This window comes from Deltaproteobacteria bacterium, assembly GCA_003696105.1.
Taxonomy (GTDB): domain Bacteria; phylum Myxococcota_A; class Polyangia; order Haliangiales; family J016; genus J016.
This window is the reverse complement of record RFGE01000087.1, coordinates 12,200-24,806: the sequence shown is the minus strand read 5'-3', so window position 1 is coordinate 24,806 and position 12,607 is coordinate 12,200. Positions and strand designations below refer to the sequence as shown.

Genomic DNA, 12,607 nt, shown 5'->3' with positions numbered 1-12,607 from the left:
GTGGGCCGGCGTCGGTCAGCCGTTGTCGGCCCTGGCGGCGTCGGGCAACAGCCGTTCGACGTTGTGGATGAGCACTTCGCGCAGAAACGGCTTGATCACGTATTCGTCGGCGCCGAGTTCGGTGCCCTTTTCCGCGTCCTCCACCGACACGTACGCCGCCGTCATCATCACGACCGGGATGTGCTGGGTCGACTCGCGGCTCTTGAGTTCTCGGCACACCTCGAAGCCGTCTTTCTTGGGCAGGTTCACGTCCAAGATGACCACGTCGGGCTGCTCGCTCTCCGCCAATTCGAGCGCGCGCACGCCGTCCTTCGCGGTGGTCACGGTGTGACCGCGCGATTCCATGATCTTCACGACGACCCGGAGGATGTCTGGCTCATCGTCCACAACCAAGATCTTAGCCATGGCAGCGTGTCCTTCTCCTCGATCAGCGAACGCAGGCACGTTACCGCGATGTCGGACTTCCAGTCCCGCTTGTTGACGAAGTAGTGGCGGATATAGCCCTGTTTGTCGATGACGAACGTCTCCGGCAGCGCGGGAACGCCGTATGCGCGCGCGATCTTGCCGATTTGCTCGTCCTCCGACGCCGGCGGGTCGAGGAGCACGGTCATGGGCGTGCCCTCGGGGAAGTCCACCAAGACCGATGGCCAGTCGCGCGACGACGCCAGCGCCAGTACGACGAACGGCTCGTCGCCGAGTTCGCGCTGAAGCTGCTCGATCGACGGGACTTCCTCGCGACACGGCGGGCACCACGGCGCCCAGAAGTTGAGAAAGACGACCTGACCGCGGAAGTCCGACAGCCGGCGCATGTTCCCGTCGACGTCTTGCGCGGCGAAGTCGGGCGCCGGAATCGGGAAGTCGCCGAGCGGGTGGTCGCGGAACGCGTCGTTCGGCGGGGACGGACGCAAAGCGGTGCACGCGGCCGCTTCTTCTCGCGCGACCGCGTCGTCCAACATCAGGACGAAACGGACGATGAGGAACCCGGCGATCGCGACGGTCGCGGTCGCCGCGGCCGCTCGTTTCGCGGAGGTCGACATCAGCGTGCGACCTCTCGCTGCAGCCGGCGGCGCAACTCGCGCTCGTCGACCCGGTACTTGAACGCCTTGCGGCCGCCGATGAACACGACCGGAATCTCCTGTCCGTAGGCGGCGAGGCGCTCCGGGTCGCCGGCGATGTTCACCTCGCGTAGCTCGAAGGGCACGTCGCGCCGCACGGCCTCGAGCACGCGCTTGGCCTCGTCGCACAGGCAGCAGTCGGGTTTGCTGTAAATCTCGACGGTTACCATCGGATAACCGCGGTGATCGTAGCCGACTTTCCGGTATGCTCCAAGGTCGGATGTCGCTGAGGGGTTCGCTGCGAACGATGCCCGTGGAGGACGTCCTCGACTGGATCGACCGCCGGTTCGCGTGCGGGACGTTGACGGTCGAGCGCGGCGCCGCCACGCGGTCGTTTCACTTCGACTCGGGCTACGTCACGCGCACCGACTCGAACCACCCGGCCGAGCAACTCGGCCACCAGCTCCGCGTGCGCGGACTCGTCACCGCGGACCAACTCGCCGAGGCGTTCAGGGTCCAGGCCGACACCGGCGTGCGACTCGGCAAGATCCTTCTGATGGTCGGCGCGGTGGACGCGGCGACCCTCGACCGCACGCTGCACGCGCTCATTCGGGAGGCGGTGGCCGACACGCTGGCGTGGCCCGACGGCGTGTTCGCGTTCGAGCCGGACGTGGGTTCACGCGCGGCGTCGGAGTACGCGGTATCCGTGAATCTGCGCGACGCGATCGAGGCGGGCCGCGAGCGCGCGCCGCGGTGGCGGGCGATCGAGACGGCCCTGGGGGACGACGAGGGGGCCCGGTTGTGGCTGGTGCGGCGCGACGCGGTCGGCGACGCGGCGGCCGATCTCGTCGCCGCGGTGGACGAGGGCAAGACGATCGGCGACATCGTGCGCGCGCGGCCCCACTTCCGGTTCGACACGCTCGACGCGCTCGCGCGGCTGGTCGAGTCCGGGGCCGCCGCCATCGACCGACGCCGGCCGTCCCGTCCCGCCGCGCTGGCGAGCGCGGCCGATGTGGCGCGCGCGGCGCGCGGACGTGCCGCGGGCGGCGATCGCGTCGGCGCGCTGGAGTTGGTGATGGCGGCGCTGGCCGAGAGCCCGGACGACGAGGATCTCAACGCGCTGCGCGCGGAGATCGAGCGAAGCGTATTCGCAGAGCTGTCGCGCTCGCTTCTGTCGAGCTTTCGCGTGCCGAAGCTGCTAAAGACGAAAGAGGAACTCAGCGCGATCGACATGACGCAAGCGGAAAAGGACATGGCCGACCGGATCGACGGCCGGTGGGATCTGCTGTCGTTGATGCGGATTAGCCCGCTGCGCGACGTCGACGCGCTGCTCGCCATCAAGCGCCTCGCCGACCGGGGTATCATCTCGCTGTAACGTCCCCTGCATCGGAACGCCGTGGCTCGGACAGGATTGCTACCGCGAAGCGGGATCGGAGTGGACGGCCCGTTTTTGGTGATCGCGCCGCCGGGCAACCCGGTCATCCGGCTCGACGCCCGCTTGCTCGACCGCGTCGAGCTGATCGGGCAGTCGCCGACGGCCCCGCTCGTGATGGCTGGCGCCGCCGCGACGGGCGTGGTCGCCGGAGCGCTTTCCTACATTCCGGGGGGCATCTTTGCGTGTATCGGCCTGGCGTATCTCGCGCAGGAACGGTGGCGCGAGGCACGGCGGCGCAAGCGGTCGCGCGATTTGTTGCTGTCGCTCGGAGATCTCGACGTCGCGCTGCACGTCGCCGACGGCCCCGAGGCGGCCAAGCGGATCGCCGATCATCTCAAGCCGTACACGCGCAACGCACCGATCACGCGCCCGGACGTGTACGAGGACGCGCGGCGCCGCCTCGAAGCGCACGCGCGCGGCGCGGGCGACCGCGAGGCGCGGCGCGAACTCGAGCGCGGCCTGATGGTCGGCAGCGACGTCGTGTACGTCGACGGCGGCTATCTGCACGTCGGCTCCGTCGCGTTTCGCATCGACGAAGTGCGCGACTACGCGCAGCACGGCGCCAACTTGCCGCTGCCGGGCGGGCGGTTGCTGCAGGCGGCGATGGGACTGCTCGTCGTCGCCGCGGAGGCGCGCGCGCGCGCCGGCGAGGACATCGAGGCGCTCAAGCAGCGCGTTGCGCACTACGAGCAGTGGACCGGGCGGACGGCCGGGCGGTGACGGCCCCCGCTAGCGCGACGCGAAGTGCGCGCGCGCACCGCGCAGCCCCGCGAACGCGACCTCGTCGACCACGGCGATGTCGGCGGGGGCGGCGCCGTGGACGGCGAGTCCGAGCAGGACGGCGCGCGCGGGCGCTTCGCCGTAGGTCGGGTCCACGGGCAGCCAGCGGCCGTCGACCCGCGCGATCGCCCAGCGGTGGCGGACGAGGCGCCAACCTTCGTCGGTGTCGGTGAGCCGGTAGCCGGTCACCAGCCGCACGTCGATGTGTCGCGCCTGGCCGAGCGCGGCGAACACCGCGGCGTGCGCCGTGCAGTCGCCGCGACCGAGCGCGAACGCCGCGCGGGCGTCGACCGTCGGCGAGCCGAGGTCGTCGGCGATGAACCGGTCCGTGTAGCGCGCGAGCGCGCGCACTTCGTCCATCGGGGTGGCCGCACCCGCTTCCTCGACGATGGCTGCCGCGATCGCGCCGGCGCCGTCGGGTGCGCGACCCGTCGCGTGCGTCGCGAGGGCGGCCTCCACATCGGCCTGCGCGAATCCCGCCGCGAGCGTGACGTCCCAGCCGTCGTCGCGGGCGAGCACGAGTTGGCCCGGAAGCGGGCGCGGCGGCGGTGCCGTGACGCCGGCGATGCGGAGGCGAATGATGTCGTCGTCGACCGGCGGGCGGCCCGCGACCGGGATCGCGGCCGCGGCCACCACGTCGGGTGGGTCGAACGGAAGCTCGGCGTCGGCCGGCGCGACGCGGCGCGACTCGACGCCGCCCGGCGCGGTCACGCGCGCGAGCCCGCCGCGCGGGTCCAGTTCGACGCGCTGGGTGAGCACGCCCGTCGGCACGACCAGCGATACGACCGCGGCGCGGTCGCCGTCGGGACGCGAGTAGACGTCGCCGGTGGCGAACCCGTAGCCGGGCAACATGACGGGCCCCTGGTAGCGCGGCTGGCGTGCGAGGCGCAGCGGCAGCACCTCGAGCGGGATCGCGTCCGGCGGGATCGGGCCGGCGGCGGTGCCGGCGAACGTCGCGCTCCAGCCGGTCGGAGTGCGATGCGCGCGGCCGACGAGCGTGGGCCCCTCGCCGTCGCGCGTGACCTGAACCGACACGGGGTCGAGATCGGCGTCGAGCGCGATGTGCAGCGCGGTCCGCAGGGTGACCGACTCTGCGCCGCGCCGTATGGCGATCGTCTCGGTGCGTCGCAGATCGTAGCCGGCCTCGGTGGCCTGCAGCGTTTCGGTGGCGCGACCGATGCGCCGGCCGTTCCACGTGAGCAGGTACGTGGCCGAGAACGCGGGCACCGCCGTGCGGGCGGGGCCGGTCGCGCGCGGGCGCGGCGGGGCGCTGGGCGGCTCCGGCGCGGCGCACGCGACACAGCAGCCGACCAGCCACGCGGAGAGCGACCACCGCGCGGTGGACCGGACGCGGGATCGGCCCGCGGTCGCCCTCGGGCGGCCGGTCGATCCGTGGGCACGTACCGTCATCGGCCGTAAGATCGTAGCCTGCGGTGTGCGCGCTGGGCAAAGATTGGACCGTCGTCGGCGCCGGCTACACGGGAGCGCGGCTCGCGCGCCGGCTGGTGGCCGGCGGCTCGCGCGTCGTCGTCACTCGGCGCGAGCGCGACGCGGCGCGATCGGTCGCTGCGCCACTGGGACCGGCCGCGCGCGCGGTCGCGGTCGACCTGGCGGAGGCCGGCGGACTGGCGAACGCGATCGAGCCGGGCGCGGTCGTCGCGATGTTGGCGCCGCCGGGGCCGGCGAGCCCGGAGGCCGAGCGCCGCGCGGTCGCCGTCGCCGCGGCCGCGGGCGCGGCGCGCATCGTCTACGTGTCGTCTACCGGCGTCTACCCGCCGTCAGCCGATGGCGCATGGATGGACGAGGACACGCCGCCGGCGCCGGCGTCGGAGCGCGGCCGGTTGCGCCTCGCCGCGGAGACCGCCGTGCTGGATGCGGCGGCCGAGGCCGGCGTCGATGCGGTCGCGCTGCGAGCGGCCGGCATCTACGGGCCGGGGCGCGGGATCGCGGCGCGGCTGGCGGCTGGCACATACCGCATCGTAGGCGACGGCGACACGTTCGTGTGTCGCATTCACGTCGACGATCTGGTGTCTGCGATCGTTGCGGCAGGAACGATCGCGCGGCTGCCGCGGCGTATCTACAACGTGTGCGACGACGAACCCGCGCCGTCTGCCGTCGTCGCCGCGGAGGTGGCGCGCCGCCTCGGCGTACCGCCGCCGCCGCGTGTGCCGGTCGGCGAGGTCGATCCGACGATCGCGGCGATGCTCACCGCCAACCGCCGCGTATCGAACCGGCGCCTCAAGCGCGAGCTGGGGGTCGCGCTGCGCTACCCGACCTGGCGGGAGGGGATGGCCGCGTCGCGTTGACGCGACGTCACTCGAGGATCAGCCGGCCGAACACGGTCGTGTCGCACCACGGCTCCGGGTGGGACCAACCTTCGCAACAGTCTTCGCAGTGTGGACCGGGATTGACGTACCACAGCCCGAACGCCGCGTCGCTGCTGCCGTCGTTGTCGTTGATCGCGATATCGAACCCGATCGTGCTCGGCATCGGCGCGTCCGCGAGCGAATCGATGCGCACGCCGATCTCGAGCGCATAGCCATCCGCCGTGCGCCGCGCGGTGCCGGAGAGCTTCGCCCTCGGATCGCTCGGCGTGAAGTCGCTGTACATGGCGTTGGCGCCGATCGTGATCTCGTGATCGTCGGCGCCCAACTGCCCCGCGCGGTCGCCGCCGGCATCCAGGTACAGGGTGACGGAATCGAACGTCCACAACGGGGAGCCGCCTTCGACGACCTGATCGTCGGTGACCTGGAGCGCAAAGTAGACGTGCTCGTCGTCGTGCATCGACGCGAACGTGAGCCGGGCCGACGGCGTGTAGCCGGCGCGACCGTGGTAGTCGGCCGCGTCGCCCATCCGGAACTCGTAGGCCGGCACGCCGGCCCACTCCTCGAACCGCGCGTCCGACACGTCAGGCGTACCGCGCACGCTGCGGGCGACGCCCTCCTCGGGCGGCGGCGGCTCCGCGTCGGCGGGCGGCCGGCTTGCGGCGTCGGGCAGTCCGGCGTCGGAGTCGCCACCGCCGGCGGTCGCGTCGGGACCGGTGCGCGAGGGCAGGCCCGGTGCCGTCGGGTCGAACGAGCACGCGCCCGCCACGACGGTCAGGCCCGCCGCCATCCAGAAACCCCCGCACTGCATGGTCGGGGCATGACACAAGTGCGCGGCCGGTGTCCAGATGAAAGTGATTTACTGTGTAAAAACAATCGGTTGCGCCATCCGCAGGCGGGGGTGCGATGGAGGGCGACATCCTACGTTTCGCGACACGTCCTCCCCGCCGCGGCGGGCGCGTGCGCGCCGACAGCCACCCGCCGCGGCGGGGCCGGTCGCGCACCCGCCGCGCGCGGGAGCCATCCGTCACGGCGGCGCGGGTCGCGCGCACCCGGGGCGCTGCCCTGCGCGCCGGCCGGCGTCACCCTGGCGCGCCGCCGCCGCGGCAGGCGGCGACCTGCGCGATCACCGCCGCGGCGGCGCGCTCCACTGCGGCGAAGTCGCGGGCGGCCATCGCGCCGGGATCGAACACCGCGCGGACGAATCCGCACGCCCACGCGCCGGCATCGAGGTAGTCGCGCACGTTGGCGGCGGTGACGCCGTTGGTCGGCACGATGCGCAGGCACGGCAGCGGCCCGAGGATGGCGCGGACCGCCTCCGGGCCGCCGGCGGCCGCGGGAAACAGCTTCTGCATCGGGGCGCCGGCGCGGTACGCGGTCCACATCTCGGTGGGCGTGTGGGCGCCGGGTACGGCGGCGACACCGAGGCGCCCCGCTTGTTCGATCACGCCGACATCCACGACCGGCGACACGACGAACTGTGCGCCCGCGTCGACGCATGCCCGCACCTCGTCGGCGGTCAGAACCGTTCCGGCGCCGACCGTCAAGTCCGGGTTCTCCGCGAACTGCGCGATCAAGTCGAGGGCGCCGTCCGTCCCGAGCGTGAACTCGACGAGGCGAAACCCGGCGCGCACCGCCGCGGCCATCGCGTCGGCCGCGACGCGCCGGTCCGGCCAGCGCATGATCGCGACCGCGCGGCGGGCGCGGAACTCGGCGACTACGGCATCGGCGGCGCGCACGCGTCGTTGCTCATGTCGAGCGGGATGGAGATCGCGCCGACCGCCGCGGTGAGGTCGTTGCCCGGCACGTCGATGTCAGCGGTCGTGACGTAACACGGTAGATCGCCGTCGCGATAGCCGACGACCGACAGTCGGGTCGGCCCCGATCCGATGTCCGCGACGCGCAGCTCTCGGTCCTCGGGGATGCACGCATCGTGCTGCTCGCCGGCACACGTCGTCGCGTAGGTCGCTTCGAGTACGCCGGTCGGGTCGTGGATCGCAAAGTCGACCGGTACGCACGTCCCTCCCTGGGACAGTTCGAGTTCGAACTTGGTGATGGCGGCGCCGTCGTCGTCGACTGGCGCGCAGTTGCCGCCCGGCTCGAGCGCGCGCAGGGAGAACGTCAGGTTGCCGACGGGATCGACGACGAACTCGACGTCGCCTAGCGCGGTGTCCTGCGCCGGCGCCACCGTGACACCCTTGAAGCGAATTGGCTCGTCGATCAGGTCCCCCTGCGCCGCGCTGATCGTGATCTCGACGTCGTAGTCGCGCGGCGGCACGCCTCGACTTTGGAACGTGCCGGAGCTCGCGCCGTTCGGGCAGCCGCTGACGTCGCTGGTGCCCCCTTGAACGCCGACCGGCAGGAGGCTGATCGACACCGCGTCGGCGCCGACGTCGTCACAGGTGATCGGGCCGCTGCCGTCGGACAGCGACCACGCGAAGCTCACGGTGCCGCGGACGTCGGCATCGGGGGCCGGGGCCGCGTCGACCGTCGCGTCGTCGTCGTCGTCACCGCCGCCACACGCGGCGGCCAGCACCAGGGCAAACACGGTCGAGCACGCCAGCTTCACCATCGGTAGCCTCCGACGACCGTGCTATACCGCAGGACATCGGTGCCGGACAACTTTCGCTGACGCTTCGCGTCGTCGATAGCGTGGCGGCGGTCGATGCCGCCGCGTGGGACGCGCTCGACCATGGGCCGTCGCCGTTTCTCGAACACGGGTTTTTGCGCGCGCTCGAGGACAGCGGGTCGATCGGCGCCGACACCGGGTGGATTCCGCGCTACGTGCTCGCCGAGACGGAGCCGGGTCGGCTCGCCGGCGCGGTCGCCACGTTCGTCAAGCTGCACGGTTACGGCGAGTACATCTTCGATTTCGCGTGGGCGCGGGCCGCGGAGCGCGCCGGCATCCCGTACTTTCCGAAACTCGTCGTGGCCGCGCCAGTGACGCCCGCCACGGGCCGGCGGCTGCTCGTGCACCCGGACGTGAGCGACGAGGAGGCCGTCGTCCATGCACTCGTGCACGGCGTGCGCGAGGTGGCCGACCTCGTCGGGTGCCACTCCATCCACTGGTTGTTTTGTACCGAGGCGGAGCAGCAGGCGTTGGCCCGCATGGGATATGCGGCGCGCGCGAGCTACCAATTCCACTGGCACAACGCCGGGTATGCGTCGTTCGACGACTTCCTCGCGCGGCTGTCGTCGCGCAAGCGCAAGCAGTTTCGCAAGGAGCGGCGGCGCGCGGCCGAGGCGGTCGATGCGATCGACTGGGTGGCCGGTGGCGCGTTGACGGACGCGGACGTCGCGGCGATGGACGCGCTGTACCGGCGCAACGTCGCCCGCCACTGGGGGCAGGCGTATCTGCGGCCGGGGTTTTTCGACCGACTGCGCGCGTATCTGCCCCATCGGGTGCAGTTCGTGCGGGCGCGCCGCGGCGCGCGCACGATCGCCGGCGCGATCTATCTCGAGACCGAGCGCGCGCTGTACGGCCGGTACTGGGGCAGCACGGTCGACGTGGACTGCCTGCACTTCGAGTTGGCGGCCTATCAGGGCATCGAGCGCTGCATCGCGCGGCGCATTCCGCTGTTCGAGGCCGGCGCGCAGGGCGAGCACAAACTGCTGCGCGGGTTTGCGCCCAGCCCGACGTTCAGCGCCCACTGGCTGCGCCATCCCGAACTCGACCGCGCCGTACGCGCGTTCATCGCGCGAGAGGCGCAGGAGGTCGCCGCGCAGATGCGCGCCTACGCGACGTACCTGCCGTACCGGCGCGACTGACCCCGCACCGGCGGCCCGCTACTCCGTCCAGTAGTTGAGGACCTGCACCTGCGTGCCGTTGGCGAGCGTGTGCCAGTAGACGAACAGGCCGAACCCGTAGTGCGAGCTGGTCCACTCGTCCGTGTCGGGAATGTCGCCGACGCGACCGGCGTAGTGCGTGCTCGTCCCCGCGGTGACGGTGTACGCGCTGCTGTCGCGGAAGCCGATGGTCGTGCAGCTCGGATTGCCCGCCGCGCACAGCAGATTGTTGAGCGGACCGCGCATGGTCGTCTGATTGCTCCGCGTGCGCTGCTCCGTCGTGGCCACCTCCTGCTCGAGGTCGATCGTCACCTCGACCGTGCCGTTGCCCTGGCCGACGGTTGCCGGCAGCGACCGCCAGCCGGTCGTGTCCGCCAGGATGGCGTCGCGCTCGGCCGACGTCGGGTAGCTGGCCGGATCGCCGATGACGTGGTCGAACACCGAATCGTCGATCGCCCAGCCGCGATCGGCCAGCACCGAGTTGAAAAACGGGATCGTCCACTTGTAGATGCGCGTCTCGACGGGGACATCGATGCGGACTTCCTTGCCGATCTCGCCGGGGTCGAGGGCGCTCACGACTTCGTACGCGTACGAGTTGTACAGAGTGCCCTGGAACACGATGGTGTCTGCGTCCGACGCGCCGCGGAAGCTCGTTCCGTAGGTGACGCGCTCGGACGACACGTTGCGCGCGGAAAACGCCTCGTCGAAGTTCTTTTCGACCTCGTACAGGTCCAGCCCGACCTTGGGAATGCTCGCGCCGGTCGTGAACGTCACGCGAGTGGTCACACCGATCTCGACGGATTCGCTCGAGCCCATGGTCACGGCGCTGCCATAGCCGGTGTCGCTCAAATCGTGCCGCTGGGACGAGCCGGCCAGCGTCGGCGGTGCCGCGAGGATCGCGATCGGCATCGGGTCGGCCAACGCAAGCGTCTTTTCACCGGTGTAACGGAGCACGACGGAGTCGGCGTCGAAATCGCCAGCGACCTGCCAAGGTGGCCGATCGGTGTCCGGAACGGTCGACACGACGGGGGTTTGCGACACGAACCGGTGTACCGACGGCGGGCCGACCTGGTCGACGACGGCGCCGAACCGCGTCGTCACGAGCGAGTCGCCGTCGCGCGCGGTGGCGACGATCGCATCGCCGAAGTCGTCGGGCTGGTCGTCGGCCGTCCCCTTGTCGGCGACGGCCACGACGTGGCCGAGCGCGGTGCCGGAGACGGACATCGCGGCCAGGGAGGCGGCGCCGCGGATGCCGCTGGTCCATCGATCCGCTTCGGCCGGCATCGGGTAATGCGTGACGGTGAGGTCGTAGTCCGGATCGTTGCTCAGTCGCGCGATCGTGACGAGTTCGTGCGTACCGTCTCCGTTCATGTCGGCGACGGTCGACCGCCACGGCCAGCGGTTGCCGACCGGGGTGTAGCCGCTGAAATTTCCCGACAGCACGTCCAGGTCTCGTTGATGCACAATCTGTGCACCGCCGTCATATTTGATGACGTAGTAGCGAAGAGCGTAGGTGTCATTGTCGCTCACGTGGGCGACGACGAGGATCTCGCCCTCGGGATCGTCGTCGAAGTTTCCTCCGTGCAGCACGACCCGGTCCATCGTCAGGTTGGGATCGGTGCCGAATGAGGACGCTGTGAGGACGCTCGAGTTCAGCCCGCCGCCGCCACCGGCGAGGTCGTCGTACATCATGTAGACGATGCCGTTTGTGCTCTGCCAGTTGAGAAAGATGCCGAACTCGGGCTCGCCATCGCCGTCGACGTCGCTGGCGGCTACCGCCACGTTGCGAACGCCCTTCGACACGCTCGCGAGCTCCGTGATCAGCGCGAACGACGCGTCGAGATCGTCGTAGACGCGTATCCACCCGACGTTGGCTGCGCCGCCGACGGCGACGATGAGTTCGTCCTTCGAATCGCCGTCCACGTCGGCCGCCGCCACGGAGAGGTCGTCGACGGCGACGTCGTCCGCGATCTCGAATTCCCGGAAGAAGTGATTCATCGGTGCGGAGTCGATGATTCGCACCCGAACGTAGCCGGTTGCGGTTTCCAACTGGGCCAGCACGATCTCGTCGCTGCCGTCGCCGTCGAGGTTGGCCGCCAGCGTCTGATAGATGCGCCGGTCGGCCGCTTGCGGGTCGGCCGGCAGCGTTCCGAGCGATCCGCCCGCCCGCGGGTCGTCCGCCACGGTGCCGCCGTGTCCGCCCTGCGGGATCACCGTCGCGACCTCCTGCATGCGCAGCAGCGTCGTGCGTGGATCCGGCAGGGGGTGGTAGTCCGCCGGATTCGGATCGACGTAGCCGAATGCGTCGATCGTGTAGTCCTCGGGCGGCCCGGCGTCGTCGCCGGCGTCGGTGGCCCCCGCGTCCACGCTACTGCCGCCGTCGGCGCCGCTTCCCGCATCGCCGTCGCCGCCGCCACCACAGCCGATGGCGAGCGAGACGGCGACAATTCCCCCCAGTGATGTGCGCATTCCGACCATCGTAACAGACGGCCCCCGGGGCGGGAAGGCCGGTGAGCGCCGCACGGAGCGAACCCACCATGGTCGGCCGGTGCGATCCGGGCGGTGGCGCAATCGTTGCGCGCGGCGAGCCGCGCGCGGTCGCAAGCTACTGCGTGCGATTGCGGTACAGGCTCGGGTCGACCGCGGCGGCCATCGCGGCGGGGTCGACGATGCCGCCGAGAAATGCCGCGACGCGTGCGGCCTGCGCGGCCGGGTCGGCGACGAGCCGGTTGTAGCTCACGTACAGCGCGGTCATGTGGTCGGCGTCGCGCAAGAACCGTTCCGCGCGCTCGACGTGGCGCGCGAACAGGCTGCGCATCGCGTCGTCGTCGCCGAGCGGCTCGCCGCGCCGCTGCAACATGCGCCGCTGCGACGCGAGCACCTCGTCGAGGCGGCGCCGCATGAAGATCACGCGGTAGGTGCGGTCGGCGGGCAGGTGCGGGAGCAACTCGGAGATGACCTTCACCACCTTGCCCTCGGCTTCCGCGACCCACGACGCGTCGCGCGCGGTCGCCTTGACCGCCTCGAGTTCAAAGTAGCCGCGCGGGTTGTCGTCGTCGGCCGTGCGCTCGCCGTCGGACAGCACCGGAAGGCCGCCGCGGTGGAGCATCTGCATCATGAGAGACGTGCCCGACCGCGGCAGGCCGGAGACGATCGTGATCGGTTCGTTTCGTCGAGTCATGGCGTGTGGTCGTGACGAAGTGCAGCGAGCGGGTCCAATCGGGCGC

The 12,607-nt window shown here is 71.1% G+C and carries 13 protein-coding genes; 4 read left to right on the top strand and 9 right to left on the bottom strand.

The genetic code is table 11. The features are described from left to right. Positions 1-15: 15 nt before the first annotated feature. From D6689_05650 to D6689_05640, 3 genes are read right to left on the bottom strand one after another with little or no spacing between them, the layout of a single operon-like run. On the bottom strand, positions 16-405 hold the full coding sequence (locus D6689_05650) for a response regulator (protein RMH43230.1): 390 nt from the start codon (positions 403-405) through the stop codon (positions 16-18). Then, on the bottom strand, positions 351-1,037 hold the full coding sequence (locus tag D6689_05645; GenBank protein ID RMH43229.1) for a TlpA family protein disulfide reductase: 687 nt from the start codon (positions 1,035-1,037) through the stop codon (positions 351-353). The genes D6689_05650 and D6689_05645 overlap by 55 nt, the downstream gene beginning before the upstream one ends. Next, positions 1,037-1,285: a glutaredoxin family protein gene (locus D6689_05640; GenBank protein ID RMH43228.1), complete on the bottom strand. Its 249-nt coding sequence runs from the start codon at positions 1,283-1,285 to the stop codon at positions 1,037-1,039. The genes D6689_05645 and D6689_05640 overlap by 1 nt, the downstream gene beginning before the upstream one ends. 35 nt (positions 1,286-1,320) lie before the next feature. On the opposite strand from D6689_05640, the gene D6689_05635 reads away from it, so the two are divergent. Together D6689_05635 and D6689_05630 are read left to right on the top strand one after the other, a co-directional pair. After that, positions 1,321-2,430, top strand: coding sequence for a DUF4388 domain-containing protein (locus D6689_05635; protein ID RMH43227.1), 1,110 nt, complete (start codon positions 1,321-1,323; stop codon positions 2,428-2,430). A 60-nt stretch (positions 2,431-2,490) separates the two neighbouring features. Continuing rightward, complete coding sequence (locus D6689_05630; GenBank protein ID RMH43226.1) at positions 2,491-3,210, top strand: hypothetical protein; 720 nt, start codon at positions 2,491-2,493, stop codon at positions 3,208-3,210. Between the two features lie 9 nt (positions 3,211-3,219). On the opposite strand, the gene D6689_05625 is transcribed toward D6689_05630, so the two are convergent. Then, entirely contained in the window at positions 3,220-4,680 is a 1,461-nt protein-coding gene (locus tag D6689_05625; GenBank protein RMH43225.1) for a hypothetical protein, read from the bottom strand. A gap of 23 nt (positions 4,681-4,703) precedes the next feature. On the opposite strand from D6689_05625, the gene D6689_05620 reads away from it, so the two are divergent. Beyond that, entirely contained in the window at positions 4,704-5,576 is an 873-nt protein-coding gene (locus tag D6689_05620) for an NAD-dependent epimerase/dehydratase family protein (GenBank protein RMH43224.1), read from the top strand. Positions 5,577-5,583: 7 nt separating this feature from the next. Here D6689_05620 and D6689_05615 read toward each other — a convergent pair whose 3' ends face one another. The 3 genes from D6689_05615 to D6689_05605 form a co-directional block, all read right to left on the bottom strand. Beyond that, entirely contained in the window at positions 5,584-6,405 is an 822-nt protein-coding gene (locus D6689_05615) for a hypothetical protein (GenBank protein ID RMH43223.1), read from the bottom strand. 271 nt (positions 6,406-6,676) lie between these two features. After that, positions 6,677-7,333, bottom strand: a complete 657-nt coding sequence (locus D6689_05610; protein RMH43222.1) for a 2-dehydro-3-deoxyphosphogluconate aldolase — start codon at positions 7,331-7,333, stop codon at positions 6,677-6,679. After that, a complete protein-coding gene (locus D6689_05605; GenBank protein RMH43221.1) occupies positions 7,312-8,166 on the bottom strand; it encodes a hypothetical protein in 855 nt (284 codons plus the stop codon). Before D6689_05605 ends, D6689_05610 begins: the two co-directional genes overlap by 22 nt. An 80-nt stretch (positions 8,167-8,246) precedes the next feature. Here D6689_05605 and D6689_05600 point away from each other — a divergent pair, with 80 nt between their 5' ends. Continuing rightward, positions 8,247-9,362, top strand: coding sequence for a GNAT family N-acetyltransferase (locus tag D6689_05600; GenBank protein RMH43220.1), 1,116 nt, complete (start codon positions 8,247-8,249; stop codon positions 9,360-9,362). Between the two features lie 18 nt (positions 9,363-9,380). Here D6689_05600 and D6689_05595 read toward each other — a convergent pair whose 3' ends face one another. Together D6689_05595 and D6689_05590 are read right to left on the bottom strand one after the other, a co-directional pair. Continuing rightward, positions 9,381-11,849, bottom strand: coding sequence for a hypothetical protein (locus D6689_05595; protein ID RMH43219.1), 2,469 nt, complete (start codon positions 11,847-11,849; stop codon positions 9,381-9,383). A gap of 136 nt (positions 11,850-11,985) precedes the next feature. Then, on the bottom strand, positions 11,986-12,561 hold the full coding sequence (locus D6689_05590; GenBank protein RMH43218.1) for a sulfotransferase family protein: 576 nt from the start codon (positions 12,559-12,561) through the stop codon (positions 11,986-11,988). Between the last annotated feature and the right edge of the window lie 46 nt (positions 12,562-12,607).